This window comes from Methylocystis borbori (assembly GCF_036576025.1).
Classification (GTDB): domain Bacteria; phylum Pseudomonadota; class Alphaproteobacteria; order Rhizobiales; family Beijerinckiaceae; genus Methylocystis; species Methylocystis borbori.
In genome coordinates, this window is sequence record NZ_JAZHYN010000014.1 from 37,145 (window position 1) to 64,022 (window position 26,878).

Annotated in this window: 25 protein-coding genes and 1 pseudogene; 13 read left to right on the forward strand and 13 right to left on the reverse strand. The window is 65.0% G+C overall.

The features are described 5' to 3' along the window. The first annotated feature begins 23 nt into the window (after positions 1 to 23). The gene (locus tag V3H18_RS06710) at positions 24 to 1,841 is read left to right on the forward strand and encodes a glucan ABC transporter ATP-binding protein/ permease (protein ID WP_332081211.1); all 1,818 of its coding nucleotides are present in this window, start codon (positions 24 to 26) and stop codon (positions 1,839 to 1,841) included. Between the two features lie 105 nt (positions 1,842 to 1,946). Here the strand turns inward: V3H18_RS06710 and rpsR are convergent, their stop codons facing one another. Both rpsR and rpsF read right to left on the reverse strand, forming a co-directional pair. Next, on the reverse strand, positions 1,947 to 2,183 hold the full coding sequence (gene rpsR / locus V3H18_RS06715; RefSeq protein ID WP_332081212.1) for a 30S ribosomal protein S18: 237 nt from the start codon (positions 2,181 to 2,183) through the stop codon (positions 1,947 to 1,949). Next, positions 2,180 to 2,632 carry a 30S ribosomal protein S6 gene (rpsF, locus tag V3H18_RS06720; protein WP_332081213.1) on the reverse strand — a complete coding sequence of 151 codons (453 nt, stop codon included), beginning with the start codon at positions 2,630 to 2,632 and terminating at the stop codon, positions 2,180 to 2,182. The genes rpsR and rpsF overlap by 4 nt, the downstream gene beginning before the upstream one ends. A gap of 524 nt (positions 2,633 to 3,156) precedes the next feature. On the opposite strand from rpsF, the gene V3H18_RS06725 reads away from it, so the two are divergent. From V3H18_RS06725 to hemH, 4 genes are all read left to right on the forward strand, one after another. Next, entirely contained in the window at positions 3,157 to 3,960 is an 804-nt protein-coding gene (locus V3H18_RS06725; RefSeq protein ID WP_332081214.1) for a hypothetical protein, read from the forward strand. A gap of 100 nt (positions 3,961 to 4,060) precedes the next feature. Beyond that, entirely contained in the window at positions 4,061 to 4,198 is a 138-nt protein-coding gene (locus V3H18_RS06730) for a hypothetical protein (RefSeq protein ID WP_332081215.1), read from the forward strand. Between the two features lie 29 nt (positions 4,199 to 4,227). After that, complete coding sequence (gene panB, locus V3H18_RS06735) at positions 4,228 to 5,040, forward strand: 3-methyl-2-oxobutanoate hydroxymethyltransferase (RefSeq protein ID WP_332081216.1); 813 nt, start codon at positions 4,228 to 4,230, stop codon at positions 5,038 to 5,040. After that, positions 5,037 to 6,032, forward strand: coding sequence for a ferrochelatase (gene hemH, locus V3H18_RS06740; RefSeq protein ID WP_332081217.1), 996 nt, complete (start codon positions 5,037 to 5,039; stop codon positions 6,030 to 6,032). The genes panB and hemH overlap by 4 nt, the downstream gene beginning before the upstream one ends. 50 nt (positions 6,033 to 6,082) lie before the next feature. On the opposite strand, the gene V3H18_RS06745 is transcribed toward hemH, so the two are convergent. Both V3H18_RS06745 and V3H18_RS06750 read right to left on the reverse strand, forming a co-directional pair. After that, positions 6,083 to 8,365, reverse strand: coding sequence for a hypothetical protein (locus tag V3H18_RS06745; protein ID WP_332081218.1), 2,283 nt, complete (start codon positions 8,363 to 8,365; stop codon positions 6,083 to 6,085). Positions 8,366 to 8,369: 4 nt separating this feature from the next. Further along, positions 8,370 to 8,945 carry a TetR/AcrR family transcriptional regulator gene (locus V3H18_RS06750; RefSeq protein ID WP_332081219.1) on the reverse strand — a complete coding sequence of 192 codons (576 nt, stop codon included), beginning with the start codon at positions 8,943 to 8,945 and terminating at the stop codon, positions 8,370 to 8,372. A 154-nt stretch (positions 8,946 to 9,099) separates the two neighbouring features. On the opposite strand from V3H18_RS06750, the gene V3H18_RS06755 reads away from it, so the two are divergent. The 5 genes from V3H18_RS06755 (at position 9,100) to V3H18_RS06775 (ending at position 17,014) form a co-directional block, all read left to right on the forward strand. After that, on the forward strand, positions 9,100 to 9,558 hold the full coding sequence (locus V3H18_RS06755) for a copper uptake system-associated protein (protein WP_332081220.1): 459 nt from the start codon (positions 9,100 to 9,102) through the stop codon (positions 9,556 to 9,558). A gap of 698 nt (positions 9,559 to 10,256) precedes the next feature. Continuing rightward, positions 10,257 to 12,623 (forward strand): TonB-dependent receptor family protein, encoded by a 2,367-nt coding sequence (locus V3H18_RS06760; RefSeq protein ID WP_332081221.1) that lies wholly within the window; start codon positions 10,257 to 10,259, stop codon positions 12,621 to 12,623. 120 nt (positions 12,624 to 12,743) lie between these two features. After that, positions 12,744 to 13,454, forward strand: a complete 711-nt coding sequence (locus tag V3H18_RS06765; RefSeq protein WP_332081222.1) for an ABC transporter ATP-binding protein — start codon at positions 12,744 to 12,746, stop codon at positions 13,452 to 13,454. Between the two features lie 16 nt (positions 13,455 to 13,470). Continuing rightward, positions 13,471 to 15,942 carry an ABC transporter permease gene (locus V3H18_RS06770; RefSeq protein ID WP_332081223.1) on the forward strand — a complete coding sequence of 824 codons (2,472 nt, stop codon included), beginning with the start codon at positions 13,471 to 13,473 and terminating at the stop codon, positions 15,940 to 15,942. Then, positions 15,932 to 17,014: a lipocalin-like domain-containing protein gene (locus V3H18_RS06775; RefSeq protein WP_332081224.1), complete on the forward strand. Its 1,083-nt coding sequence runs from the start codon at positions 15,932 to 15,934 to the stop codon at positions 17,012 to 17,014. The genes V3H18_RS06770 and V3H18_RS06775 overlap by 11 nt, the downstream gene beginning before the upstream one ends. Before the next feature lie 12 nt (positions 17,015 to 17,026). On the opposite strand, the gene V3H18_RS06780 is transcribed toward V3H18_RS06775, so the two are convergent. The 8 genes from V3H18_RS06780 to V3H18_RS06815 all read right to left on the reverse strand — a co-directional run bounded on the left by V3H18_RS06780 (position 17,027) and on the right by V3H18_RS06815 (position 24,187). Then, on the reverse strand, positions 17,027 to 17,467 hold the full coding sequence (locus V3H18_RS06780; RefSeq protein ID WP_332081225.1) for a MarR family winged helix-turn-helix transcriptional regulator: 441 nt from the start codon (positions 17,465 to 17,467) through the stop codon (positions 17,027 to 17,029). 352 nt (positions 17,468 to 17,819) lie between these two features. Further along, the gene (locus V3H18_RS06785) at positions 17,820 to 19,172 is read right to left on the reverse strand and encodes a glycosyltransferase family 4 protein (protein ID WP_332081226.1); all 1,353 of its coding nucleotides are present in this window, start codon (positions 19,170 to 19,172) and stop codon (positions 17,820 to 17,822) included. Further along, entirely contained in the window at positions 19,139 to 19,453 is a 315-nt protein-coding gene (locus V3H18_RS06790; protein WP_332081227.1) for a hypothetical protein, read from the reverse strand. Before V3H18_RS06790 ends, V3H18_RS06785 begins: the two co-directional genes overlap by 34 nt. Positions 19,454 to 19,457: 4 nt before the next feature. Then, on the reverse strand, positions 19,458 to 20,447 hold the full coding sequence (hpnA, locus tag V3H18_RS06795) for a hopanoid-associated sugar epimerase (protein WP_332081228.1): 990 nt from the start codon (positions 20,445 to 20,447) through the stop codon (positions 19,458 to 19,460). A gap of 189 nt (positions 20,448 to 20,636) precedes the next feature. After that, positions 20,637 to 21,383: a CDP-alcohol phosphatidyltransferase family protein gene (locus tag V3H18_RS06800; RefSeq protein ID WP_332081229.1), complete on the reverse strand. Its 747-nt coding sequence runs from the start codon at positions 21,381 to 21,383 to the stop codon at positions 20,637 to 20,639. A 201-nt stretch (positions 21,384 to 21,584) separates the two neighbouring features. After that, positions 21,585 to 22,769: a polysaccharide biosynthesis/export family protein gene (locus V3H18_RS06805; protein ID WP_332081230.1), complete on the reverse strand. Its 1,185-nt coding sequence runs from the start codon at positions 22,767 to 22,769 to the stop codon at positions 21,585 to 21,587. A gap of 205 nt (positions 22,770 to 22,974) precedes the next feature. Further along, positions 22,975 to 23,304, reverse strand: coding sequence for a hypothetical protein (locus V3H18_RS06810; protein ID WP_332081231.1), 330 nt, complete (start codon positions 23,302 to 23,304; stop codon positions 22,975 to 22,977). A 193-nt stretch (positions 23,305 to 23,497) separates the two neighbouring features. Continuing rightward, entirely contained in the window at positions 23,498 to 24,187 is a 690-nt protein-coding gene (locus V3H18_RS06815) for a CDP-alcohol phosphatidyltransferase family protein (protein ID WP_332081232.1), read from the reverse strand. Between the two features lie 309 nt (positions 24,188 to 24,496). On the opposite strand from V3H18_RS06815, the pseudogene V3H18_RS06820 reads away from it, so the two are divergent. From V3H18_RS06820 to V3H18_RS06830, 3 genes and pseudogenes are all read left to right on the forward strand, one after another. Next, a pseudogene (locus tag V3H18_RS06820) lies at positions 24,497 to 25,003 on the forward strand (enoyl-CoA hydratase-related protein); the annotation flags it as partial. 4 nt (positions 25,004 to 25,007) lie between these two features. Further along, complete coding sequence (locus V3H18_RS06825; RefSeq protein WP_332081235.1) at positions 25,008 to 25,235, forward strand: Clp protease/crotonase-like domain-containing protein; 228 nt, start codon at positions 25,008 to 25,010, stop codon at positions 25,233 to 25,235. 231 nt (positions 25,236 to 25,466) lie between these two features. Beyond that, positions 25,467 to 26,432, forward strand: a complete 966-nt coding sequence (locus V3H18_RS06830) for a J domain-containing protein (RefSeq protein ID WP_332081233.1) — start codon at positions 25,467 to 25,469, stop codon at positions 26,430 to 26,432. Between the two features lie 35 nt (positions 26,433 to 26,467). On the opposite strand, the gene V3H18_RS06835 is transcribed toward V3H18_RS06830, so the two are convergent. Beyond that, a partial coding sequence (locus tag V3H18_RS06835; RefSeq protein WP_408631767.1) for an anti-sigma factor family protein occupies positions 26,468 to 26,878 on the reverse strand: 411 nt, incomplete at its 5' end.

Consider the following 26,878-nt stretch of genomic DNA (forward strand, 5'->3'; position numbering starts at 1 on the left):
CGTTTTTTCAGCAGGCGTCTCCCATGTCGGTTCTTTCCGTCTATGCGCGCGTCTTGGGGCTGCTCGCGCCCCAGGCTCGGCTCGTGGCGATTCTCGTCGCCGCCAATCTCGCGCTCGCGACGACCGCCTTCGCGGAGCCCTTGCTTTTCGGCCATATCATCGACCGATTGACCCGCGCGCTCGGGCCGGGCGAAACACTGAGCTGGGACGATCTGCTGCCGCTCGTTTCCGCCTGGGCGGGCGCCGGCCTCTTCTCGATCGGCGGCGCGATTCTCGTCGGGCTCAACGCCGACCGCCTGGCGCATCGCCGGCGGCTCGCGGTCATGTCGGATTATTTCGACCATGTGCTGAGCCTGCCGATGAGCTATCACGCCAGCGTCCATTCGGGACGGCTGCTCAAGACCATGCTCGACGGCGCCAACGCCATGTTCGGGCTGTGGCTCTCCTTCTTTCGCGAGAATTGCGCCTCCTTCGTCGCGCTCTTCGCGCTGCTGCCGATGACCCTCTTTATCAATTGGCGGCTTGGCGGGCTCCTTGTCGCCCTCGTCGCGGTCTTTTATTTCGCGACGAGCTTCGTGCTTCGCCGCACCGTGGATTTGCAGGACGAGGTCGAACGCTACAATTCGACGCTCGCCGAACACGCCTCCGACGCGCTCGGCAATGTGCCGGTCGTGCAGAGCTTCACCCGAATCGAAAGCGAATCGCACGCCTTGAACCGCATCATCGACGACGTGCTTGCGGCGCAATGGCCGGTGCTCTCCTGGTGGGCGGTCGTCGTCGTCGCAAGCCGGGCTTCGGCGACGCTGACAATTCTCGCGATCTTTTTGCTCGGCGTCTTCCTGCATCTGCGGGGTCTCGCCAGCATCGGCGAAATCGTGATGTTCATGAGCTTCGCGACCATGCTCATCGGCAGGCTCGAACAGGTCGTCGGCTTCATCAATGTGCTCTTCCAGCAATCGGCGAAGCTGAAGGAATTCTTCAACGTGCTCGACACGCAGCCGAGCGTCGCGGACCGCCCCGGCGCGCGCGACGCGGGGCGGCTTTCCGGCGCCGTCGAATTCAACCACGTCACCTTTTCCTATGACGGGCGCCGGACGGCGGTGCGCGACGTGAGCTTTTCGGCGAAGCCCGGCGAGACCATTGCGCTCGTCGGCGCGACGGGCTCGGGCAAATCCACGACGCTCGGGCTTCTGCACCGCGTCTTCGACCCCGACAGTGGAAGCGTGAAGATCGACGGCGTCGACATCCGCGAATTCACGCTGCTCTCGCTTCGGCGCAACATCGGCGTCGTATTTCAGGAGCCGATGCTCTTCGCCCGCTCGATCGAAGAGAACCTGCGCATGGGCAATCCCGACGCGACGGACGAAGACATCGCCCAGGCGCTCGAACTTGCGCAGGCGACGGAATTCGTCTCGCGCCAGAGCGACGGGCGCGAGACGCGCGTCGGCGAGCGCGGCCGTTCGCTTTCGGGCGGCGAGCGCCAGCGGCTCTCCATCGCCCGCGCGCTGCTCAAGAATCCGCCGATCATGGTTTTCGACGAAGCGACCTCGGCGCTCGACGCGACGACGGAGCGGCTCATCCAAAAGGCGCTCGAAGCGGCGACCAAAGGCCGCACGACTTTCGTCATCGCGCATCGGCTCGCGACGGTGCGAGGCGCCGACCGCATTCTCGTCTTCGATCAGGGCGAGATCGTCGAAAGCGGCTCTTTCGACGAATTGGTGGAGAGGGGCGGGCGCTTCGCCATGCTGGCGGCGGCGCAATTCATGACCGAGCCCGCGGTTTCGCCGACGCCGCTCGACGGCCTTTACGAAGCCACCGCCCCGCAGACGCGGGCGGGTTGAAAAAGGCCGCGCTCGGAAAGCGCGGCCTTTGAAGCGATGACTTATTTTGTCATTCCCGACAGGCTGCAGGCATCAGGCGCTTGGCGCGCGTCGGGAATGAAAAGCTTATCGAATGACGTACGGCAGCAGGCCCAGGAAGCGCGCGCGCTTGATCGCCTGCGCCAGTTCGCGCTGTTTCTTCGCCGAGACGGCGGTGATGCGCGAGGGCACGATCTTGCCGCGCTCGCTGATGTAGCGCGAGAGCAGGCGCGTGTCCTTATAGTCGATCTTCGGCGCGCTGGGGCCGGAGAAAGGGCAGGACTTGCGGCGGCGGAAGAAGGGACGACGGGGCGCTGTGGTCATTCTTCTTCCCCTTCAACCCTGCTTTCCTCGCGGCGCGGGCGACGCTCGCCTCGATCACGATCGCCGCGGTCGCCTCTATCGCCCCTGTCGCCGCGCGGGCCGCGACGCTCGCCGCGGTCGTCGTCGTCGCGCTTTCTCAACTGCGCCGACGGGCCTTCCTCCAGCTCCTCGACGCGCAGCGTCAAGATGCGGAGAATGTCCTCGTTGATGCTCTGCTGGCGCTCGAGTTCGGCGATCGCCGCCGGCGGCGCGTCGATATTGAGCAGGGTGAAATGCGCCTTGCGGTTCTTCTTGATCCGATAGGCGAGCGATTTGACGCCCCAATATTCGGTCTTGCCGACCGTGCCGCCAAGCGACGCAATGACATTCTTGAACTGCCCGGTCAGCGCCTCCACCTGCTGGGGAGAAATATCCTGACGGGCGAGATAGACATGCTCGTAAAGAGGCATGGATTTTCGCCTTTCCTTTGCCGCGAGCCGCTCCGGCGCCAAGCCCTTCGAGCCGTTTGGAAAGGCTCGAACAGGATCAAGTTCGAAGGCGGAGACACGGGAAGACGGGAAACCCACGCCCCTTTGAGCGCCTATTCTTGTCCGAAAACCGCTTTGCGCTTTTCGGGAATATGCGCTTGGGCGCTTCCGTTTAGCCCCCGGCCGGGAACGTCGCGATGGCGGGCTTTATAACTGGCTTTCGGCGAGATGCAAGCCTGTCAGGCCTCGCAAGGGCCTGTTCGCGACTTATAGAAGATGCTCTCGTTCTTTGAATTGACGCATTTTTCTAAGCAACCGAAGAACGCTCTAGCCAGGCCGCCGGATTTTCGCCGCCGAAGTCGCCAAACTAGCCGAAAACGCAGGAAACAAGCGGGTGAGACGCATGCGGCGTTCCGCCCGCCGCAAGCGCCTTCCGCCCGCTTGACTCCCCTTGCTACGTCGACGACCATCCCAAAATTCGCTTTCCTCCTTTGAGAGCTTTCAACATGCAATCATCGACGTTCCAATTCGCCTTTGCGCTCGTTCGGCGCGCCGCTTTTGCAATCCTGGCGCTGGTCTGCAGCCATGAAATGGCGCTCGCGCAGGGTCTAAACACGCCAGGCGGCGGACTGGTGACGGTCAGCGTCTCGAACAAAGGCGCCGCTACGCTTTATGTCGCCTTTACGGTCCAGTCGGGGGCTCCGGGCCCGATCACCTGGTCGGGCTGCACGGTCACAAATAATCAGGCGATTCTGACCCCCGGCCCCACCTGCACGGCGACGGTTCCCAACACGGCGGGGCCGTCGCGATTTTGCGCCTCCACCCAGCCCTGGCCTCTCGGGCAAACGCCAAACTGCTGGAACGCCCAGCGCAACAACCAGACCTTGATCGAAACCAATTTCACATCGGGAACAGGGTGTTACCCGACCAATCAGGCAAGCTGCGTCTGGTACGACATCAGCGTCATCCCGGAGAACTGCACCAATTGCGACTGGCAGACGAACAATTGCAACAACGCCGGCGGCGTCTCCTATAATGTTCCCGTCCAATTGGCCTGTTCCGCGGCTCCCACCTTCACCTGCCAGGGGCCGGTGGGGCCGATCGGCTTATACAATGCGAAATATCCGACGAAATGCGGAACCGTCCTCACCCAGCCGAACTGCGTGGGCGGGCCCCAAAGTTGTCTTCAGGCCTATTTCTTCCCAATGTTTACGTCCGGGAGCTGCCCCTACCCTTCGAACAAGCCCCAGCCGAATGCGGAATGCCTTCAGGGCAACACATTGGTCATTAACTTCTTGAGCGGACCGTAAGCGCGCGTTCTCGTCCTCGGCGCAGGGCTTGCCCGGCGTTCTTGCCGGCGTCGGCGGAGGGAACTATGGTCCCGCCGCCGATGGTCCGAGAGGAAATGGCATGAAACGCAGATTCACAACGGTCTTGGCGCTCGTCTGCCTCTCATTGGCGCTGACCGCCTGCGACAAATGCGGCGGCTTCCAGGAGATTCGCGTGCCCGGCCAGCCGCAGGCCTGCAAGGACGGCGCGCCGCGCTAAATTCAGTAAGCGCTGGGCCGGAGCCTCGTTTGTCCAAAGCCGATGCTTTTTTCAAGATGAAGCGGCGCGGCGAGAAAATCGTCGTCGTCACCGCCTATGACGCCCCCACGGCGCGTCTCGAGATCGAGGCGGGCGTCGACATCATCCTCGTCGGCGACAGCGTCGGCGTGAATATTCTCGGCTACGCCCATGAGCGCGAGGTGACGCTCTCCGACATGGCGCATCATATCCGCGCCGTGCGGCGCGGCGCGCCCCAAGTCTACATCATCGGCGATCTGCCTTACGCGACATACGATACGGTGGAACAGGCGATCGAAAGCTCGCGCATCCTTGCCGACGCCGGCGCCGATTGCGTGAAATTCGAAGGCGCGCAGCCGGAGCTCGTACGCGCCCTGACGCGCGCGGGCTTCGACGTGTGCGGCCATCTCGGACTCGAATCGCAGCATCAGGAGGTGAAGCGGCGCCAGGGAAAGACGGCGGAAGCCGCCGCGAAGCTCTATGACGACGCGCTGGCGCTTGACGCGGCGGGACAGAAATTCCTCGTGCTGGAGCTCGTGCCCCACGAACTCGCCGCGCGCGTCACGCGCGCGATCGCGGCGCCGACGATTGGCATCGGCGCCGGCGCTTCGACCGACGGCCAGGTGCTCGTCGTCAATGATCTCGCCGGAATCACCACGCGGGAGTTCAAGCACAATCGTCGCTACGGCGCGATCGGAACGGCGCTGCGCGACGCGCTCGCGGCCTATGCGCGCGACGTGCGCGCCGGCGCCTTTCCCGCCGAGGAGCACGGCTTCCGCATGGCCGAGGATGAAGGCGCGGCCTTCGAAAAGATGCGGCCATGAGTTCGCGCGACACGCCCGTCGGCCTGCTCGTCGTCAATCTCGGCACGCCGGATGCGCCGGATGTCGCGTCGGTGCGACGCTATCTCGCGCAATTTCTATCCGACCGCAGAGTCGTGGATCTGCCGCGCGCCTTATGGCTTCCCATTCTTTACGGCGTCATTCTCAACACGCGGCCGGCGCGTTCCGCGAAGCTTTACGAATCGATCTGGAACCGGGAGACGAACGAAGGGCCGCTCAAGACGATCACGCGCCTGCAGGCCGAAAAGCTTGGCGCAAGGATCGGCTCGCCGCGCCTCATCGTCGATTATGCGTTGCGCTATGGTTCGCCCTCGATCGAAGACCGGATCGAAACGCTGATGAAGCGGGGCTGCGAACGCATCGCGCTGCTGCCCCTCTATCCGCAATATGCCGCTTCGACCACCGCTTCCGCCGCCGACGCCGCATTCGCGGCGCTGCGCAAGATGCGCAAACAGCCGGCGCTGCGCATCGGCGCGTCCTATTACGACGATCCCGCCTATATTGACGCGCTTGCCGCGAGCCTGCGGCGCCAGATGGCGGCGCTCGATTTCGCGCCGGAGGTCATCGTCGCGTCTTTCCATGGCCTGCCGCAGGCGCAAGTGGATCGCGGCGATCCCTACCGCGATCATTGCGAAGCGAGCTGGCGGCTGTTGGGCGACGCGCTCGGGATGGGTCCAGAGAAGCTGCGTCTCGCCTTTCAGTCGCGCTTTGGCCGCGCGCAATGGCTCAAGCCCTATACGGCGGATATGGTTGCTGAGCTGGCGCAGGCGGGCGTCAAGCGGCTCGCCATCGTCGCGCCGGGATTTTCCGCCGATTGCCTCGAGACGATCGAGGAGCTCGGCGTCGAAATCCGCGATCTCTTTTTAGCAAAAGGCGGCGAGAAATTCGCGCGTCTCGCCTGCCTCAACGACAGCGAGGAAGGCGTGGCGCTGATCGAGGCGCTGGCGAAGCGCGAAGTCGCCGGGTGGATGTGACGCGCGCCTGTCATGGCCCGGCTTGACCCGGCCATCCACGTCATAACGCGCTACGACAATTCGGCGAGCAGCCCGCGGAAAGGCTCGAAGGTGAAACGCGCCTCATGGCGCCCTTCGGGAATGGCGACGGCGCGAAAAATCACATTGGCGCGCAGGACCGGCGTTTGCGCGCCGTCGACGCGCGCGAACCACCAGGGATGCCAGACGTCGTTCAAGACGAGCCAGCCGCCGCCCGGCGGCGCGTCGACCTCGACGACGACCTCCGTATTCGCATAGGACAAGATCCGCGGCTGCGTCGGCGGCGCGCCATTATGCGTATGGCAAAGCGGCGGCCCCTCAAGCAGGACGGTCTCGCGGTAATCGACGTCCGGCCACGCGCCGGTCTTGATCATATCCTCGAAGTCGACGCGCAGGGCGCAGGTCGCGAACAGCGCGCGCGGCAGGGCGCGCGGATTTTCATAGATGCGGACCTTGCCGATCCGCGTCAGCTCGTTGAAGTCGCCAGGCTTGTAGTTTTCGTCGATCTCTTCGATCGGAACGCCCGTCGCGACGAACCGCAACCCGAGCAAATCCGACATGTTCGACCGATAGGACGGATAGAGCGGCGAAAATTCGCGCTGCTCGGGCAAAGCGAGATGGTCGCCCGCTTCCGTCGCATTCTCGAAAAGCCGCAACCGGATCGGATTATAGCCGAGATCGTGATCGAAGCCGTGAACGAGCGTGGCGTTCGGCCAGTGAAAGTCGATCGCGGCAAGCTCCACGCGATCGCGCCGGTCGGGCGCCGCCGTCTCCTTCAGCTTCTGGCGCAGATAGGCGATCACCGCATCCTTCCCGTCCGGCCGCAGCGCCTCGAACTGCTCGGGGGCGAGAGCGGTCGATTCATTCGGCCCGTCGCTTGTCGCGAGATCGACCGTCGTCAGCGCGGCGACGGCGCCCAGCAACACGAGCCCGCGCATCATCCCTTCGCGCGCGGCGAGAATGAAAGCGATGGCGAGCGCGGCGAACAGCGCGCTTGTCGCGAGCGGACGCGTCGCCTGCGTGAGATGGCCTTTCGACGCCGCGACGAAGATCGCCACCGCAAAAAGCGCCGCGACCGCGCCGATGAGCGGCGCCGCGCCGGGCTTTACCGCGCCGCGCTCGACGAGGCTGAAGCCATAGCCCGCGAGAATCGCGAGCGTCGCCCCGAAGAGGAAGGTCGCGTCGGCCGGACGGCGCCAGAGATCGACGCCGGGCAGTTCATAGAAAAAGCTGAAGGCCGGCGTATAGCGGCCAAGCGCGTAAAGCGCGAAGAACAGCGCCGCGGCGGCGAAGAAGCGAATCTCCTTGTCGGCGAAGAAGCGCCCGCCCATCGCCGCCACGAGCGCGACGAGCGTCAACGCGCCCGCGTAAACATCGGTCATATTGCGGGCGAGGAAAAGATCGCGCTCGCCATATGCTTGAGACGACGGCCCCCAAAAATCCTTAAGCGGCCCGTCCACGCCGAAAAGATTGGCGGAAAGCAGCGTGAGGAAAGTTCCCGGCGGGAGCGATCCCTTAAAGGCGTCGTCTAGGCCGATCTCCGGCCGATTGGAATTGGCGGCAAGCTCCAAAGTGAAGGCGAGCGGCACGGCGATGATCGCCGAGCCCACGAGCGCGCCGGCCGCGAGCGGCGCGAGCGCGGAGAGTTTCGGCGCATCGTCGGTCGCGACGCGATAAAGCGCATAGCCGGCGAGCATGAGGACGCTGAGGAAAGCGACCTGATCGCGGCCTAGCACCAGAAAGGCCGCGACCGCCCCCGCCGCCGCGCCACAAAAAATCGAGCGCCGGTCGAGCGCGCGCGCCAAGAGCCACAGCGTGACGGGCAGCCAGGCGAGGCTCATAATTTGGCCTGTATGCTGGATGCGCCAGGCCGCCGAGCCGCCGAAGGCGAAAGCGAGCGCGGCGAGCAGCCCGCCAGCCGCGCTCCAGCCGCGATCGCGAAAATAGCAAATGAGCGCGAGACCGCCCATCGCCAGCATGGCGAAGACGATCGTATCCTCCAACCTGAAGGAGGGCTCGGGAACGAGCGCGGCGGCGAGGAGAAAGAAGGGCGAGAAGATCAGCGATTGCGGATCGGCGATCTGCGGCATGCCGGCAAAGACATTGGGCGTCCAGAAGGGCGACTGCCCGCTGTGCAGCGCATGGGCGAGAAAGGCGAATTGCGGAAAGAAATGCGCCTTGGCGTCCCAGGGAATGGTGACCCGGCCCGAAAGCCATGGAAAAGCGAGCGCAAAGGCGCAGAGGAGGAATAAGGCCGCCGCGACGGCGTAAGGCCGTCCCCGGTCCTGAACCGTATCTGTTGAGATTTGTTGCATCGTATCATTCTAGCGGTTTCGCCTCGCCTCTCAAAGTCGCGCCTGCGGCGCGCGCAAGGCCAAAGCGACGCGCGAGCGCCTCAACGTCGACGGGCGGCCGACGCTTGTTGTCCGCTTCGAGCAGCATGCGAAGCCCCATGCCACGCAACATGTCGACGAAAGCGACAATGTCGGGATCGTCGGCCGGGCGGCCGAAGATCGGCGCCAGCTGCTCGGCCACGCCGCGCGCATGGGCGGCAAGCGTCGCGCGACTCTCGGCTTTATCGCTTGCCTGCGCGATAACGCTCAAGAAGAACCGCATCTTGTTTTTGTCGAACATCAGCGATCGAACGGCCTCGATCGGATCGGCCTCGGCGCGCGAAGCGACGCGACGCGGCTTCGCCGCCTGCGCATGCGAGGCCTCCAGCGTCGCGGCGAGCAGGTCCGTCTTGCGCGGGAAATAATATGTCAGATGCGATTGCCGGAGCCCCGCCGCCGCAGCCACACGGGTTTGAGTCAGCGCCGAAACGCCTTCCGATTTTAGAACTTTGAGCGCCGCGTCCAGAATGCGCTGGCGCGCGCCTTTTTCCGCCGTCGACATATCCGCTCATTTTCATTTGCGCCGCCCGTGGGTGGTAGCAAAAAATCGCGGACGCGAAAACGCCATTAAGAAAGAAGGCCGGCTTGCGGTCGGCGTATTGGTATTATACCAATATCGCGGCGGGGCGGCGCGGCGTCATTGCAGGAGCGGTCACATGAGAAGCCCTATTTTACGCATTTTACTCATCGCTGTTGGCGCCGCCTGCGTCGGCGCGCGCGCGGACGACGGCGCCGAGGCGGCGCGGCGGCTGCTGTTTCAAACTTTCGACAAGCCGGAGGCCCCGCTCTTCGTCGACGCCATCGTCGTTGAAGGAGACGCCGCGGTCGCCGACTGGCGCCAGGGCGAACTCGGCGGACGCGCTTTTCTCAGGCGCAAGGATCAAGCCTGGACAATCGCGCTCTGCGCCGGGGACGCATTAAAGGACAGCGCGACGCTCGAGAAGCTCGGCGTGTCGAATTCGAGCGCGCAGGCGCTTTCGACGCGCCTCGCGGCGGAAGAAAAGCGGTTGACGCCGGATGTTTTGGAGCGACTTTCGCGGTTCGACGGCATGGCCGCCGTCGAGGCGGACGGGAGCCATTCGCCGCTCGACCCGCATCACAAGCCCCTTCCCTAGGCCTTTCGATTCGGCGCGATTTCTTACCGATCGGACGATTCCGTCCGATCGAAAGCGCGCCGAGATCGGCGCACTGTTGCGCATGGGCAACAGCCGGAGGAAATACAGCACCCGAAGGCTCATTTAAGAGTCCGCGCCCGTTGCCCGACCATGTTTGGTATATTACCAATTACAGGGTTCGGCGGCTTCGCCGATCGTCGCCTAACGCCCGCTGCGGGCGCGGCGCATCGTCGGGGACTCTTGAGAAGATGGCGGCCTTCGCGAAAATGCGGCGTTTTGGATCGCACTGGCGACCCTGGGCGCTCTGCGTCGCGGTTCTTTTCGCCCTCGCGACGATTTCGTTCAGCGTCGCATCGCTTGCCACGGCTCCTTCGCCGGACGCGGCGGGCCTCCATTGTCCGACTTCCTCCGATAGCGCGCCGCAAAAACATCCCTGCGCGGGCGCGCAATGTTGTCCGCTCTGCGGCCACAGCGAAGAAGAAACGCTCGCGCCCTGTCTGGCGTCGGCGCCGGGGAGCGCCGCCTATGCCCCACCGCGACGCGCCTCAAGCCGCGCGGCCATCGCCTCGCCGGCGCCGGCCAGCCAATATACGCGCCTTCGCTCGATCGCAATTCCCCGCGCGCCGCCCTCTTTCTCCTGACCTCGTAAGTTTCGCTTCACGATCGCGCGGCCCACGCGTCGCGCCAGGAGAATCCCTATGTTCCGCATCGTCTTGCTGCGCGGCTCGTCCGCCGTCGCCCTTGCTTTAACGCTCGCCACGTCTTCCGCGCTTGCGCAACAAAATCTACCGCCCATCGACATCGGCGCCGCCAAGCCGCGCGCCACAGGGCGCGACGCGGGGCGCGGCGCCGGAGGCGCCCTTGCTCCAGCGCCTGCGCCAGCGCCCGCTTCGACGCAGACGGGCGGCGGCGGCGGATCGCTGACCGTGCCTTCGGTCGCCGAGCAGCGCCGCGAACTCAATCGCACGGTCGGCTCCGTCGCTTTCGTCGACGCCAACACCCCCGAAATTCAGACGCGCTACGTCCATGACCTGCGCGACGCGCTCAAGGACGTTCCCGGCGTCTATGTGGAAAGCCGCTATGGCCAGGAATTGCGTCTCTCCATCCGCGGCTCGAATCTGACGCGCGATTTCCATCTGCGCGGATTGGAGCTGCTACAGGACGGCATTCCGATGAACTATGCCGACGGCGGCGGCGACATGTATCAGATCGACCCCAAATATTTTCGGGCGATCGAAGTCATGAAGGGCGGCAATGCGCTCGCTTATGGCGCATCGACGCTCGGCGGCGCGATCAATTTCATCTCGCCGACCGCCTATACCGCGCTCGCGCCCAATATGCTGTCCATCGAAGGCGGCAGCTACGGGACAGTGCGCGGTCAGGCGCAGATGTCGCGCGTCATCGGCGATTTCGATTTTCTCATCAACGGAACCTTCACCCACGCCGACAACTACAGAAAGCACTCGACCACGGATTATACGCAACTCAACGGCAATCTCGGCTATCGCTTTTCAAACGACATCGAAACGCGCTTTTACTTCGGCGTCTATGACACATGGCAATTGCTGCCCGGACAATTGACGCTTTTCGACGCGCAAACCGACCCGCGTCAATCGCTGCCGCCTTACCCCGCGGGCTTCGGCTCCGAGGGCTTTGGCGCCAATCAGGCGCGCAACGTCAAGAATTGGCGCATCTCGAACAAGACGACGATCTTGAGCGAGATCGGCCGCCTCGACGTCAACAGCTGGTATATGCACAATTATCTTTACCATCCGATTTTCGTCGTCATCGAGCAGGAAGGCGGCACTTGGGGCTTCACCCCGCGCCTGACGTCGAATTTCGCCGTCGCCGGCCACGCCAATGAACTCATCCTTGGCGGCCGCGTCTGGGGTGGATCGTCGAGCGACAATTGGTTCGACAATTATAACGGGATGCGGCTCAATCCCTATGGTGGGATCCCCGCGAATTTCGGCACTGCGCCATTCTCCTTTCCGCCGTTTTCGTTCAATGGCCTCGCGCAATTCGGCGCCGCGAGTTCATGTTTCGGCTTTTGCGGCCTGTTCATCAATCCGGGATTGGACCCGCGCATCCGCAATAACCGGATGACCGCGCTCAATCTCGAAGCCTATTTCGAAAATCGCTTCCAGATCGTCCCGCAGCTCACTTTGATGTTCGGCGCCAAAATCTTCGCCGACACGCGGCGCTATTCGGTGCTGGGCGGCATTCCCTTCGAGCCGATCCCTGGCGTTTCCGAGAAAATCTATCGCGGCATTGTCCCGAAGGTCGGCCTCATGTTCGAGCCCGCGCCCAATATGCAGTTCTTCGCCGACATGACCGGCAGCCGCGACGTGCCGGACTTTATCGACCTCACTCAGGGCGTCTTTCCGCCGCCGAACAACGGCCTGACCTTCACGCCGCTCGCGGCGCAAAAGGCCTGGACCGGCGAACTTGGCGCGCGCGGCCGCTGGGATCGCTATACGTGGGACGTGACTTTCTATCACTCGGAATTGCAGGACGAACTGCTGAAGTTCAACACCAATCCGGGCGCCGGCGTGCCGGCGACGACCTTCAACGCCAAGCGCACCATGCATCAGGGCGTCGAATTCGCCGCGAGCGCCGAACTCTTGCGCGACATTATCGCCCCCGACGCCGGCGACGCGGTGAAGCTCTCGCAAGTTTGGACCTGGAACGACTTCCGTTTTGTCGGCGATCGCGACTTTGGCGACAATCCCTTGGCCGGCATTCCGCGCCATGTGTTGCGCACGACGCTTTCCTATTGGCGGCCCGACGGACTCTATTTCGCGCCGCAAATCGACTGGGTTCCGCAAGGCGCCTATGTCGACTATGCGCATACGCTTGAGGCGCCGGGCTATCTGCTCTTTGGGGCGCAGGCGGGAATGACGCTGCCTTACGGCGTCTCGGTCTTCGTCGAGGCGCGCAACCTGAGCAACCGGCATTTCATCAGCGACGTCTCGACGATCATCGACGCGCGCGGCCTCGATCCGCGGGTCTTCTATCCCGGCGCGGGCCGAACCATTTACGGAGGCTTGCGCGTCGCATTCTGATTTCCCCGAAGTGGAAGGCGCGGCCTCTTTGCGCCTTCCAGCGCTCCAAACCTATATGTGCCGCCTATATGTGCTAGCGTGTCGGCTCTCTCCCGACTCCTGACCCAAGGCGCGCGTTTCTTGTCTGCTTTCGCCAATGCGGAAAATCTTGCCTTCGCGCAAGCGCGCGCGCCGCTGCTATGCGTCGAGGGGCTGAAAAAATCCTACGCCACGCCGCAGGGACGGCTTCCGGTGCTGCGCGGCGTCGATCTGACGCTCGAAGCCGGAACGAGCCTCGCTCTGATGGGGGAGTCCGGCAGCGGCAAGAGCACGCTGCTGCATCTCGTCGGCGCGCTCGACGACGCGGATTCTGGGGACATCTCGCTTGACGGCGTCGCGCTCGCGCGCCTGACGGAAAGCGGGCGCGCGCGGCTCCGCCGCGAGAAGATCGGCGTCGTCTTTCAACAGTTCAACCTCATCGCGAGCCTCACCGTCGCCGAAAACTTAAGTTTCCAGGCGCGGCTCGCGGGGCGGCGCGACGCCCTCTGGGAGGCGGAGCTCGCCCGGCGCCTCGGCCTTTCGGCGCTACTTGCGCGCTATCCCGAAGAGCTGTCCGGCGGGCAGCAGCAGCGCGTCGCGGTCGGCCGCGCCTTCGCCGTCCGGCCGCGGCTGCTTATCGCCGACGAGCCTACCGGCAATCTCGACGAGGCGGCCGGCGACGCGGTCCTTGCGCTCGCGCTCGATCTCGTCGCCGCGACGGGCTGCGCCTTTTTGATGGCGACGCATAGCGAGCGGCTCGCGGCGCGTCTGCAAAGGCGCGTGCGGCTCGAAGCCGGATTGCTGGCGCCATGAATGCGCGGCTCGTCGCATGACGCGGCAGACGCTTCTATGGACGCTGCTGGCGCTGCTCAGCCATTGGCGCCGCCACAAGGCCAATCTCGCGACGGTCATTCTCGGCCTTGGGATCGCCACGGCGCTTTGGAGCGGCGTGCAGGCGTTAAACGCGCAGGCGCGCAGAAGCTATGACGACGCGGCGGCGATATTCTCCGGCGAAAACGCGAGCATGCTCGTCGCCTCTCGCGGCGGCCTCTTCCCGCAGGAGCTGTTCGTGAAACTGCGCCGCGCCGGCGCGAATGTCTCGCCGGCGCTGGAAGGCTCGATCCGCATCGACGATCATCAACTGCGCCTCGTCGGGGTCGAGCCGCTCACCTTGCCGCGCAGCGCGCCCATGGCGCATATGCGTGAGCGGGAGAATATCGCGGATTTCTTCTCCGGGCCCGGCCGCGCCTTCGTCGCGCCGGAGACATTGCGCCGCCTCGGCCTCGCGCCAGGCGCAAGGCCTCTGACCGAGCGCGGCCGTCAACTGCCGCCGCTCGCGGCGCTCGAGGAGGCGCCGCCGGGCGCGATCGTCGTCGACATTGGCGTCGCGCAACGCCTGCTGGGCCGCGAGGGAAAACTTTCGCGCCTTGTCGTCGCCGATGACGCGCCGATCGACCCCGCGCGACTCGCGCAAATAACGGGCGACGCGCTGCGCCTCGTCGGGCCGCAGGAAGATAACGAGCTTGCGCGCCTCACGGGCAGCTTTCATCTCAATCTCACCGCCTTCGGCTTCCTCGCCTTTCTCGTCGGCTTCTTCATCGTCCACGCCGCCTTCGGCCTCGCCTTCGAGCAGCGGCTGCCGCTCCTGCGCACGCTGCGCGCGCTCGGCGTCTCGGCGCGCGCCCTGATCGTCGCGATGCTCATCGAACTCGTCTTCTTCACGCTGATCGCCGGCGGCGCGGGGGTCTTCGGCGGCTATCTCATGGCGCGGGCGCTTTTGCCCAATATGGCCGCGAGCCTCGAAGGCCTCTATGGCGCGCATATTCCGGAAAGCCTCGCGCTCGACGCCTCCTGGCTCCTCTCAGGCCTCGTGATGGCGAGCGCGGGCGCCTTGCTTGCAGCCGGAAGCGGCCTGTCGAAGACGCTGCGCCTGCCGGTCCTCTCCGTCGCGCGGCCCATCGCCTGGCGCGAGGCCCATCATCGCTATTTGCGCCGGCAGGGAATCTTCGCGTCGCTCGCGCTGCTTGGCGCCGGCGCCGCTTTCTTTCTTGGCGAGAGTCTCGCGGCAAGCTTCGCCGTCATCGCCGGCGCGCTCATCGGCGCGGCGCTTTTACTGCCGCTTGCTCTCGCCGGCGCGCTGACGCTCGGCGAGCGCCTCTCGCGGCGCCCGCTGGCGCGCTGGTTCTTCGCCGACGGCAGGCAGGAGCTTCCCGGCCTTTCGCTGGCGTTGATGGCGCTTCTCATGGCGCTTGCGGCCAATATCGGGGTCGGCGGCATGGTGGAGGGATTTCGCCTTACCTTTACCGGCTGGCTCGACGAACGGCTCGCCGCCGAAATCTATTACGAAGCGACGAGCCCGGCCGACGCGCGCGAGATCGAAGACTGGGCGCGCGCGCAAACAGACATCGCCGCGGTCCTTCCCGTCTGGCGCGCGCGGACGCGCCTCGACGGATGGCCCGTCGAGGTCATCGGCATGACGCCGCATGAAACCTATACGGCGCATTTTCCGCTCATCGAGGCGACGCCCGACGTCTGGCGCGCGCTTTTTGAAGAAGACGCGGTTCTTATCAGCGAACAACTGGCGCGCCGTCTCGGCCTTGCGCTGGGGGCGGCGCTCGACATTCCGACATCGGGGGAAAACTTTCGCGCGCATATCGTCGGAATCTTTCCCGACTACGGCAATCCGAGGGGACAATTGCGCATCGCCCATCAAAGGCTCGCGGCGAAATTCGCCGACGCCTCCGGCGTGCATTACAGCCTGCGCGTCGCGCCCGAGGCCACGGCGCGCGTGATGGAGGAGATGCAACGCCGCTTTGGGGCCAAAATCGCGCGCATCCTCGATCAGGCGGAGATCAAGAAACTCTCGACCGATATTTTCGAGCGCACCTTCGCCGTCACGGCGGCGCTCAACACGCTGACGCTGATCGTTTCGGGAATCGCGCTTTTCGCAAGCCTGCTCACGCTCGCCGACATGCGGCGGGCGCGCGTCGCGCCGGTCTGGGCGCTCGGCGCGACGCGAAGCCGGCTCGCGACTCTGGAGCTGGCGCGCGTCATGATGTTCGCCGCCGGCGCCGCCTTGCTGGCTTTGCCGCTCGGCCTCTTCATGAGCTGGCGCCTCGTCGCGGGCGTCAATGTCGCGGCCTTCGGCTGGCGCTTGCCTTTCCATATGTTTCCCGCGCAATGGGGCGAGGTTTTCATCATCGCGCTTGGCGCGGCGTTTCTCGCCGCGCTCCTTCCCACGGCGCGTCTCGCGCGCGCGGCGCCGAGCGAATTGCTGAAGGTCTTCTCCAATGAACGCTAGAGCGGCTCTCGCGCTTCTCGCGCTCCTCTGCGGCGGGACGCTCGCGCAAAGCGCGAGCGAACCGGGTTTCGGCGGACTTGTCGGCGCCGAAGCGCCCGGCTTTGCGCTTCCAAAGCCCGGAACGCCGCTCGTCTTTCCGAAGGACCACGGCGCGCATCCGGATTTTCGCATCGAGTGGTGGTATCTCACCGCCAATCTCAAGGGCGCCGACGGCGAAGAATACGGCGTGCAATGGACGCTGTTTCGCTATGCGCTCGAGCCCAACGCCGCGCGCATAGGCTGGGACGACCGCAACATCTGGATGGGCCATGCCGCGGCGACGAGCATGGCGTCGCATCGTTTCGCGCAGAAAATCGCGCGCGGCGGCGTCGGACAGGCGGGCGTCGAAGCGGCGCCGTTTCGCGCCTTCATCGACGACTGGGCCTTCGAGACGCGCGACGAGGCGCCGGGCGCCGGCCTCAAGCGCCTGCATATACGGGCGCGCGGCGCGAATTTCTCCTACGCGCTCGACCTTGACGCCGACGGGCCGCTCGCATTGCAGGGCGAAAACGGCTTCAGCCGCAAATCGGACGAGGGGCAGGCGTCCTATTACTACAGCCAGCCCTTCTTTCGGGTCGAAGGCGCGCTGTCGCTCGACGGGCGCGAGACGAAAGTCTCCGGTCGGGCCTGGATGGACCGCGAATGGTCGAGCCAACCGCTGGGCCCCGATCAGAAGGGATGGGACTGGTTCTCGCTGCATCTTGCGAGCGGCGAGAAGCTGATGCTCTATCGCATGCGCGCCGCCAAGGGGCCGCTTTTCCTTTTCGGCAATTGGATCGCGCCGGACGGCAGCTCCGCGCCGCTCGGGCGCAACGATATTTCGATCGAGCCTTTGGAGACGACGCCGGCCGCCGCCGGCCGCGAGCCGCCGACGCGCTGGCGGCTCAAGGTCGAGAGCCGCGGGTTTGACGTCAAGACGCGGCCGCTCAATCCGCGAAGCTGGATGGGAACCGACACGCCTTATTGGGAAGGGCCGATCCGCATCGACGGCTCGCATGAAGGCGAAGGCTATCTCGAAATGACCGGCTATTGATTTTCGTTCGTCTCAATACTCGGGAGCGCGAAACAGCGTGAGGAAGCCGCTCTTGGTCTCGCGCATTTGCTTCAGATGCGCGGCGGCGAGCTCGGAGAGACGGCGATTTCCAGCTGCGGTGATGATGACGAGCGAACGGCGGCGATCCGTCGGATCGGTCTTGCGGCGCACGAGCTTCGCCTGCACGAGCCGCGAGACGAGCTCCGCCGCGCTGTGATCGCGAATCATCAATTGCTCGGCGAGTTCGCCGACGCTGATATGGGCGCCCTTGCGAAAGGTGCGCACGACGAGCAGCGCCTGATACCATTGCATGGTGACGCCGTGCTCGGCGGCGGCCTGTTCGCTGAAGGCGAGAAATTTGCGCAAGGCGGAACGGAAATGCGCGAGGGCCGCGAGCTCCTCGTCGCTCGGCGCCTTGCGCGAAGCTCCTTGCGGATGTTCGCAGAGATTCACGCAAAACCCCTTCTCTCGCCGCGCGCGATTCGACGCCGCGGGCGCGGGATAATGCGCGCCGCGCGCAAGCGGGTCAATTCGTCGTCTTTTCGTCGCGACGCCTAGAGCGCGCTGCGAAAAAGTGGGAACCGGTTTTTCGCGTAAAGCGCGCTCTAAGCTTTTTGAAGCGATCACGTCATCTGCGTTTAGGCGATTCCGCCTAAACGCAGCGTGATCTGGAGCAGGATCGTTTGAGACGGAATCGCATTGCGACTCCGCCTCAAACGTGAATCCTGCTCTATCCCCCTAAATCAGAGCGAGATTCACGTTCTTGATGGAAGCGCGTAGCGTTTCCATCAAGAACGATCTCGCTCTATGCGCGTCGCGGCAATCGCGCGAGAAAATCGTCGATCGTCGCGAAATAGCCGCCAGCGTCGGCGCCCGACCATTGCTTAAGGCGCAAGAGCGCAGCGTCGCGGCGCGGCGATTGCGGCGCGCTGAAATCCCGTACGGCTTGCAGCCAGCCGGAGCCGTCCAGCGGATCGAGATAGTCCGGCGCGGCGCCGCCAATCTCGCGGAAGGCTTCGATGTCGGAGACGATGACGGGCGTTCCCGCCGCGAGCGCTTCAACGACGGGAAGTCCGAAGCCTTCGCCAAGAGAAGGGGTCAGCAGCGCCCGCGCGCCGGCGAGCAGGCGACGCAGCCCCGGCGTCGAGAGCCCGCCGGCTTCGACGACATGAGGCCGCAGCGCGTCATCGCCTTCGAGCGCGTCGACGACAGGGGCGTTGAGCCAGCCGCGCTTGCCGACGATGACGAGTTTCGGCGGCTTGGCCTCGCGCGCAAGCTCCCGCCAGACATTGATGAGGAGGATATGATTCTTGCGCGGTTCGATCGTGCCGCAGACGACAAAATAGGAAAGGCCGTCAAGTTCGGCCGGCGCGGCGACGGATTTCGAGAACACGGGCGCCGCCGGAAGCGGCGCGACGCAGATCGGAAAATCATGACGCCCGTTATCGGCGGCAAATTGCATAAGGCGGCGCGCCACCGACTTTGACGCGACGACGGCGCCGGCGCCATAGCGGCAGACGTGCCGCATGCGTGCCGGATGGAGCAGCGCCTCGCGCGAACGAAAGAATTCCGGCGCGTCGATCGGCAGGAGATCATGAATGAAGAAGACGGGCGCGACGTCGGGCCGCGACGCGAGCCAGCCGACATACCAGGGCCGGTCGATCAGAAACAGCGTGGCGTTGAAATAGACCACGCCTTGCGGAAGAGTGCGGAGCGGCCGACCGAGATGCGGCGCCCACCGGCGCAGCGCCTCGACATTGCGCGAGAGCGCGGCGAACGACGGCGCCTTTCTCGCGCGCGCCGACACATTCGCGTCGCCGCCTTGCGCGCGCAGGCTAGCAACGGCCGCGCGATAGACGGAGTCTTCCTGGGCGTCGCTTTCCTCGCGCCAATGGGCTTCGACGCTTTCGATCGTTTTCAGCGCCTTGGCGGGGTCGGCGAGGCGCGGCCCGATCGCGGTGCAGACGAGCGCCCCGCGCTCCTCCTCGCGCCGTTCGAGAAAATGCCGCGCGAGCGCGAAATCGACGCGGTCGATCCCATTGGGCGCGGGATTGAGCGCGCGGGTCACGAGCCGGGTCACGTCATAGACGACCCTGCGTCTGGGCTCTTGCGCGGTCGCGTCCGTCAATTGCGGCACTTCGTCTTGTCGGAGCGGCATCGCCAGGCGCCGATCGCCTCATTGGCGTCGCTAACGGCGCGCTCCATCTCCCTTTCGAGACATTCGCGATATTTGAACACCATCGTCGTATAGATGCGCATCTGATCGTCGCAGGCGGCCATCTCGGCCTCGGCGCGCGCCCTCTCGATGCATGCGGGACGCGGGGGCGGCGAACAATAGGTGAAGCCGCTGAACGATTCGGCCTCTGCGGGAGGCGCGGCGCTCCCAAAAGCCAGCAAGGCGGCGACGAGACGTTCAAGCGCGATGCGCCCTAGCGCCATTCGCTTAGACGCCCCGGCCAGAAAACCAGCGCACGGCGTCAGCGATGGCCTCGGCCGCCGGACGGGTGCGATAGCCGAGCGCGCGGCGCGCCTTGGCGTCGTCGAAGAACATGCGCGTCGCGGAAAGGCGCAGGCTTTCGCGATTGAGAAAGGGCTCCGTGCCGGCGAGGCGCGCGAAAAACTCATTGGCGTAAGCGAGCGGAATAAGCGGCCAGTAAGGCAATTTCACGCGCGGCGGCGGGCGCCGGGCGATGCGCGATATCTCGGTCAGGAGTTCTTGCAAAGTCAAGTTCGCGCCGCCGAGGATATAGCGTTCGCCGATCTCGCCGTGACGCAGCGCCGCGACATGGCCGGCGGCGACATCGTCGACATGAACGATGTTGAGTCCGGTGTCGACATAGGCCGGCACCCGGCCGCGCAGCGCTTCCGCGACGATCCGGCCCGTCGGCGTCGGCCGGAGATCGCCGGGGCCAAGCGGCGTCGACGGGCAGACGATCGTCGCCGGCAGACCCTCTTCCGCGACAAGCCTTTCGACCAGCCTCTGCGAAAGAATCTTGCTTAACTTATAGGCCCCGAAGGCCTGTTCGGGGGCGAGACGGCTCGACTCCGCGCTGGGACCGGCGCTCGTGGCGGCGAGGGTCGCGACGCTGCTCGTATGGACGATTCGCGGCACGCCCGCCCGCAGCGCCTCCCGCATCACGACTTCCGTTCCCTCGACATTCACCCGCATGAGCGCGGCGGGATCTGGGGTCCACAGCCGATAATCCGCCGCGAGATGGAAGAGCGCGTCGACGCCCTCCATGGCGCGACGAACGGCGTCGCGGTCGCAGACGTCGCCTTCGACGATTTCGCAGGAAGGGGGCAGATTATCGCGCGGGCTTGTCGGACGCGCCAAGGCGCGCACCCGAAATCCTTCGGAGAGCAACAGCCGAACGACCGCGCCGCCAATGAATCCGCTGGCGCCGGTGACGAGCGCCCGTTCTCCGGAAGTCATGCCGCCCGCCTTGCGTCGCGGGGAGCAGCAGTCGCATTTTTATGGGAAGCGTAGCGCCTTCCCATCAAAAACGATCTCGCTCCAGGCGAGCGCCGCCCGCCGCCGACGCAGGGAAATTTGTCGCAAGAGAAGGAGCGACGCGATTTCGCGGGCGCGCATGCGCGCAACCCGCTCCCAGAACCAGATCGTTCACCGCGCCGCAGGCTCGACGAGGTTTCGTTCGTCGATCTCGAAGGGAGTCCCCTCGGCCGCCAGCGGCGGCTCTGGAGACTGGACAAGATCGCGCTCCTCGCGCTGCATACGGGCGAGATCGTTGCGCACGACGAAGACGAAGGCGATGAAGGTCGCCGCCGAAAGGGTTCCGATCACAAGATCGAGAATGGCGAAGCCATAGGCTTGCGCCGCGATGAGGCCAGGACCGCAGGCCGCGGCGAAGAGGGCCCAAAGAGCGACCAGGATACGAAATTCCGTGGCGCCCATGCCGCCATAGGACAGGCGATGAATGCCCTCGGTCACCACCCGCAGATAGGTATATGAACTCATCAGCAGATAGAGAGAAAGCACGAGAAGCCCCGAGGCCACCGTGAAATAGGGCGATACGCTGAGACCGACCACGATCAGCGTCTGGGCGATGAGATCGGCGGAGTGATCGATGAAGAAGCCATAGTAGGGACGCTCCATGACGCGAAACCGCGCCAGCGTGCCGTCGAGAGAATCGCCGAACCAATTGAGAAAAAGCCCGAAGACGACGAGGAGGAGGAACCAGTTCGACCAATTGCAGCCGACAAATCCTGAAATGACCGTGACCGCGCCGAGGAGCCCGACAGCGGTGAGATGGTCAGGCGTGGTCCACGACGGCAGGCGCTGCACGAGCGCCATAAGCAAGGCTCGTTCCTTGACCGCCAGAAAGCTATCGTTGATCCGCTGGTTGGCCACGATAACCCCTCATGGAATAGCGTCTATGAAAAACTCGATGCGAAAAAGCCGCCACCGGCGCCCCCACCGCATCGCCCGCCTGTCCCGCCATGATAGCGACGAAACCGGCGAAAGGATGACTTACCCTTAACTTAGACGCACTCAAATGGGAAGCCGCCTCGTTCGCGCCGATTGAATTTTTGCGCCGACGCGTCAAGCTCGTCACCTCGCGATGCGGCTGACGGCGATGCCCTGCACCGCAGGCTGCGCCAACATCTGCACCAGACTCACCGCCTTGCCGATATCGGCGATGGGCGAATTGCTGACGTAGAGAATGTCCTTATCGCGGATCGCGAAGCGACGCGCATGGAAAAGCGCTTTGGGGTCGCGCATGTCGAGATGATAGGCCACGGGGACATGGCTTTGCGCCAGCAGGCTCGGCGCAATATTGGGAAATTCGCGCACGAGGCTTGCAGGCTCGTAGCGCAGCACGAAGACCCCCTCGGGGTCGGCGCGCCCGTCGGCGAGCCCGCCCGACTTGCCGATCGCCTCATCGAGCGCGATGCCGCGCGCGTCAAAGGGCTCCACCGCATTGGTGCCGGTGGCCCCCATGACGGTGAAGCTCTGCGGCACCCGCTCGACGGTGAGAATGTCGCCCGGACGCAGATAGATATCCTCCTGCGGATTGTTGAGGAGCGCATAGATGGGCGCCCGCGCCGTGCGGCCGCCGCGCGTCAGCGTGACGAAGGTCTCCTGCACCGGCGAATGATAGCCGCCGGCGGAGGCGACCACATCCATGATTCGGTCGCCGCGCAGCGTCAAAGGCACGCGCGCGCCGTTGGACACCTCGCCGGTCACCGTAACCGAATTGCTGACGTTGCGGGAGACGTTGACGAGCGCTTGCGGCTCGATGGCCTTGCCGCGCAAACGGTCGACGATGACGGCCTCGACATCCTGCTGGGTGCGGCCCGCTACATGGATGCGCCCGGCGTAGGGCACGGTGACCGAACCGTCGCGTCCGACGACCTGGTCGGGAATGACGGCGGAGCGCGAGCCGGCGCTCATGGCGCCGCCAGCGGACGCCGAGAAGAGGCCGCCCGCGGCGGCTTCCCATACGGTGATCTGGATCGAGTCGCCGATGCCGATCATCTGCGTGACCGCCGGCCGGTAGTCGCCGAAAAAGCCGCGCAACGTGGGCGGCGCGCGCCGGGCTAACACGCCGAGCGAAAAATCATTGACCTCGACAAGAGCGATGACCGGCTCGGCTCCGACGAGGCTCGGGACTCCGGTGTCGAGAAAAGCCTTGCCCGAGGGGCCGGCGCTCGGCAGCAGCGTACAGCCGCTAAACAGCAAACCCGTGGCGAGCGCGCAACCGATCGGGAACCAATTGATGAATGGGATTTTCAATGTCGCTCCAGATATACGCTCGCGCCATAACAAAGCGAGGAACTCCACGCAACAGTAGCCGCCTTCCGTCAGACAGGGAAGGCGCCTCATGCGCCGGCGCAGCAATATCCGACCTATGTGGCGGAATTACCACAAGAATTGTTAATGGGCGTTAAGCAAGAAAATGGTGGGAAAAATGGTCGATCGGCCCTAAACGGCCGTCCCGCTAATAATCGTTCCCGACGGTCCGCAGCGAAAGCGCGCGCATGTTCGTCTCCGACAGGCGCTCGAAATCGGCGAGGCTATGCCTCTCGCCCTCGGCGCCGCGAAAGATGAGAACGTGGTCGGCGGCCACGACCATGTCATTATAGCGAAGCGTGGGATCGGCCAGCGCCGCCGCGAGCGGCCCCGCGGCTCCCGACGAGCTCGTGGAGGCGAACTGCGACCCCCTCTCGGCGCGATAAGTCGACTCAGCTTGCGCGGCGAAGGCTTCGTAACGCTGACGCGCGGCCTCGACGCGCAGCCGCCAAGCGACCCGCTCTTCCGCCTCGCGCATATTCCTCGCCTCGTCATACGTCAGGGACGCAACCGTCCGATCGGACTCGGCTTCGGCGCGGGCGGCCAGCGGCGCTTGGCCAAAAATCAAAAATATCGGCAAAATTTGGGCAAAGGTCAGTCGCATTCATGGAGAATGCGCGGACGGTCTAAAAGTTCCGCTTGAGTCGCCAGAGATTAAAAGATTCTTAGCCCTATTTTTCTTGCGTCGAAGCGGCGGCGATCCTGCGGCCGTCCTTGAACAATTTGCCGAAAAGACCCAGCACCGCGATTAGCGCCAGAGCCATGACGGCGACGTCGATCCCCGGCAGCGGGTCGTGCAGGCTCTCCGGGACGCCGAGCGCTATGGCGATAAAGGGCCAGAAGGCGAGGAGGAGGCGGAACTCCGTCACGCCAATGCCGAGATAGGCCATTTGCTGCGTCTGCCGCGTCGCGGCGCGAATATAGCAGTAGGACGAGAACAGCAGATAACAGACGAGGATGATCGCCGCCGCGCGCGCCGATAGGAAAGGCGAAAAGCCGTAGGCGACGATAAGCAGGACGTGCGAGAAAAGCTCGGCGACGTGATGCGTCATCCCGGAGCCGGGCAATTCCCCGCCGCGAAGCCGGGCGAGCGGCAAATCGGCGGTCAGCCCGAACCAGTTGACGAGCATTGCCGGCGGCAGGAGCCAGATCAGATCCGGCCATGAATGGCTTCCGACCAGAATAGCAGCGGCGCAAACCGCCGCGACAGCGCCAAGCAGCGACAGATGCGACGGCTTCACCCAATGCGGCGCCGCGCGAGCGATGGCGAGCGTCGCCTGCTGCTCCAGCGTATAGAAAAAGCTCTGGCCGCGCTGGGGAGAGGCGTTTCGCAACCATTTCAGGACATCGCCGCTTCTCATCGTCGCGCTTCGCTCTCACGCCTATTGGGAACGCGGACATCATCTCGCCGGCGACGAATGTCGCGCTCGCTCCTCGAACGTCCGCCGGTAAATGTAGCGGCTTCCCCGCCCCGCGCAAGTTAACGTCGCTTCATTCGCCAGAAACAAAAACGCGGCCAGGCGAGGCGTCGCCGTTGGAAACTCGGCTATTTTTCGTCAGGAAGACAGATCGCGTCCTGGCGAGCGGTTTGAGAAAAAGCGCGGAGTCGATATGCGAAAAGGCGTTCCTGGATCGACGTTTCAGAGGCGGAGGCCTGCATGACCGAAAAAATGATTGTCGCGCGCGAAGACGGCGTTTTGCGCCTCCTGCTCAATCGCCCGGAAAAGAAGAATGCGCTCGACCTCGACATGTATCGCGCCCTGGTCGACGCCCTTGCCGAGGCCGCGCGCGACGACGAGCTGCGCGCCGTCGTCTTCGCCGGCGCGGGCGGAAATTTCACCGCCGGCAACGATCTCGCGGATTTCCGCGATTTCAGGGGCTCCGTCGAAACTTTTCCGGCGCTCGCCTTCGTGCGGGCCCTCGCCGCTTTCCAAAAGCCGCTCGTCGCCGCCGTGACCGGCGACGCGATCGGCGTTGGCGCGACCCTTCTCTTTCACTGCGACCTTGCTTATGCGGATGCGCGGGCGCGCTTCAAAATGCCCTTCGTCGATCTGGCCCTCGTCCCCGAAGGCGGCGTGAGCCTGCTTGCGCCAAGGCGCCTCGGCATGGCGAAGGCCGCGCAATATCTCCTGCTGTGCGACAGCTTCGACGGGGAGGAGGCGCTGCGGCTCGGGCTGGTCAATGCGCTGGCGCCGGCGGAGCGCGTCATCGAGGTCGCGATGGACGCCGCGCGCCCGTCTCGCGGGCAAACCCGCCGCCGCCCTCATCGCGGCGCGAGCGCTGCTGCGCGGCGATCCGCAAGAGGTTCTCGCGCGCATCGACGCCGAGGCGGCGCTTTTCGCCAAGGCTCTCGCCTCGCCCGAGGCGCGCGAACGCTTCAACGCCTTTTTCGCCCAGCGCGGCGGCTAGATCGCGCTGGGTTTAGGCGGAATCGCCTAAACGATGATGACGTGATCGATTCCAAAAGCTTAGAGCGCGTTTGACGCGAAAAACCGGCATCCACTTTTACGCAGCGCGCTCTGGAGAATGCGAAGCGCGGCGCCGCTTGCGTTAACGGCCCTCTTCTCCCACATTCGAGAATAAGACATCCGCGTCCGCGCCGCCATGGGCGGACGCGCCAAATGGGCTGACTGGAAAAATATGCGCGATCCCTACGAGGTTCTTGGCGTGCCCAAATCGGCGAGCGCCGCCGATATCAAAAAGGCTTATCGCCAGCTCGCCAAAAAATTTCACCCCGACCGCAACAAGGACGATGCCAAAGCCAAGGAGCGTTTCTCGGAAATAAACTCGGCTTACGAAATCGTCGGCGACGAGGCCAAGAAAGCGCAATTCGACAAGGGCGAGATCGGCCCGGACGGGAAGCCGCGCTTCACCGGCTTTGAAGGATTCGGCGCGGGCGCCGGCCCCGGCGGCTTCGCCCGAAGCGCGCGCACGGGCGGCGGCCCCGGCGAGCCGCATTTCGAATTCCACTTCGGCAATGAAGGCGCGGGCGGGCGCGGCGGCTTCGATCCCTCCGACCTTTTCTCCGATCTTTTCGGCGGGGCGCGCCGACGCGCCGGCCCGCAGCCGACGCGCGGCGACGATGTCGTCGCGACCGCCGTCGTGCCGCTCGAAACCCTCGCGAGGGGCGGTTCGGCGCGCGTCATCCTGCCGAGCGGCCGCACGCTTGAAGTCAAAATCCCCGCCGGCGTCGACGAAGGCAAACAGATCAGGCTGCGCGGCCAGGGCCAGCCCGGCGCCATCGGGGGCGAGCCCGGCGACGCGCTGGTGACGGTGAAGGCGGCCGCCCATCCCTATTTCAAGCTCGACGGCCGCGATCTGCGGCTCGACCTTCCCGTCACGGTCTATGAGGCGGCGCTCGGCGCGCGGGTGGCGACGCCGACCCTCGACGGCAAGGTGGAGCTGACGATCCCGCCCCATTCCAACAGCGGGCGGGTGCTGCGGCTGCGCGGCAAAGGGCTGCCGGCGGCGGACGGCAAGATCGCCGGCGACCTATACGTCTCCTTGAAGATCATGCTGCCGGAGAAGGCCTCCGCCGATCTCGACGCGCGCATGCGCGAATGGCGCGACGCGCATCCTTACGATCCGCGCGCCAAAATGGGCTGACGACGCGCCCTTTCGCGCTTCGGCCGGCGAAAGCGCTATTTCTCGGTTTCGGCGGGCGCGGCGACGCTCGCCGCCGCCTTCTCGGCCGCGGCCTGGAGAAACTCCGGAGAGAGCGAGCCAACAAGCACGAAGGCGAAGCCGCCCGCGCGCCATTCGATCGTCGTCAGGCCGGGGCCGCCGCGATGTCCCGTGGAGGCGCCGGAGCCTTCCGTCCGCTCAAAATAAAGGCCGAGACGGCCCCCGTCCTCGCGCTCATAGACGAGAAAGCCCGCCGGCGCCGCGACGCCCGGCGCGACGCGCCCGCCGAGAAAGCGCAGCCCCACGCCGCTCAAATCCGGCGCGCGCGCAATGCCGACGCGCTCCTGCAGCCACGCCAGAAGCTCCCGGCGCCGGGCGGCGTCGATTTCGACCGGCCGCGAGTCGAGGACGAAAGTGGCGTAGGCGAA

Bases quoted from the DNA above. Each gene is read 5' to 3' on its own strand.
- V3H18_RS06770 (WP_332081223.1), top strand. From the start codon at position 13,471: ATGACGCGGCAGACGCTTCTATGGACGCTGCTGGCGCTGCTCAGCCAT.
- V3H18_RS06750 (WP_332081219.1), bottom strand. From the start codon at position 8,945: ATGTCGACGGCGGAAAAAGGCGCGCGCCAGCGCATTCTGGACGCGGCG.
- V3H18_RS06760 (WP_332081221.1), top strand. From the start codon at position 10,257: ATGTTCCGCATCGTCTTGCTGCGCGGCTCGTCCGCCGTCGCCCTTGCT.
- V3H18_RS06810 (WP_332081231.1), bottom strand. From the start codon at position 23,304: ATGCGCGAGGCGGAAGAGCGGGTCGCTTGGCGGCTGCGCGTCGAGGCC.
- V3H18_RS06755 (WP_332081220.1), top strand. From the start codon at position 9,100: ATGAGAAGCCCTATTTTACGCATTTTACTCATCGCTGTTGGCGCCGCC.
- V3H18_RS06785 (WP_332081226.1), bottom strand. From the start codon at position 19,172: ATGCCGCTCCGACAAGACGAAGTGCCGCAATTGACGGACGCGACCGCG.
- rpsF (WP_332081213.1), bottom strand. From the start codon at position 2,632: ATGCCTCTTTACGAGCATGTCTATCTCGCCCGTCAGGATATTTCTCCC.
- rpsR (WP_332081212.1), bottom strand. From the start codon at position 2,183: ATGACCACAGCGCCCCGTCGTCCCTTCTTCCGCCGCCGCAAGTCCTGC.
- V3H18_RS06790 (WP_332081227.1), bottom strand. From the start codon at position 19,453: ATGGCGCTAGGGCGCATCGCGCTTGAACGTCTCGTCGCCGCCTTGCTG.
- V3H18_RS06830 (WP_332081233.1), top strand. From the start codon at position 25,467: ATGCGCGATCCCTACGAGGTTCTTGGCGTGCCCAAATCGGCGAGCGCC.
- V3H18_RS06730 (WP_332081215.1), top strand. From the start codon at position 4,061: ATGAAACGCAGATTCACAACGGTCTTGGCGCTCGTCTGCCTCTCATTG.
- V3H18_RS06710 (WP_332081211.1), top strand. From the start codon at position 24: ATGTCGGTTCTTTCCGTCTATGCGCGCGTCTTGGGGCTGCTCGCGCCC.
- V3H18_RS06815 (WP_332081232.1), bottom strand. From the start codon at position 24,187: ATGAGAAGCGGCGATGTCCTGAAATGGTTGCGAAACGCCTCTCCCCAG.
- hemH (WP_332081217.1), top strand. From the start codon at position 5,037: ATGAGTTCGCGCGACACGCCCGTCGGCCTGCTCGTCGTCAATCTCGGC.
- hpnA (WP_332081228.1), bottom strand. From the start codon at position 20,447: ATGACTTCCGGAGAACGGGCGCTCGTCACCGGCGCCAGCGGATTCATT.
- V3H18_RS06725 (WP_332081214.1), top strand. From the start codon at position 3,157: ATGCAATCATCGACGTTCCAATTCGCCTTTGCGCTCGTTCGGCGCGCC.
- V3H18_RS06775 (WP_332081224.1), top strand. From the start codon at position 15,932: ATGAACGCTAGAGCGGCTCTCGCGCTTCTCGCGCTCCTCTGCGGCGGG.
- V3H18_RS06745 (WP_332081218.1), bottom strand. From the start codon at position 8,365: ATGCAACAAATCTCAACAGATACGGTTCAGGACCGGGGACGGCCTTAC.
- V3H18_RS06825 (WP_332081235.1), top strand. From the start codon at position 25,008: ATGCGCTGGCGCCGGCGGAGCGCGTCATCGAGGTCGCGATGGACGCCG.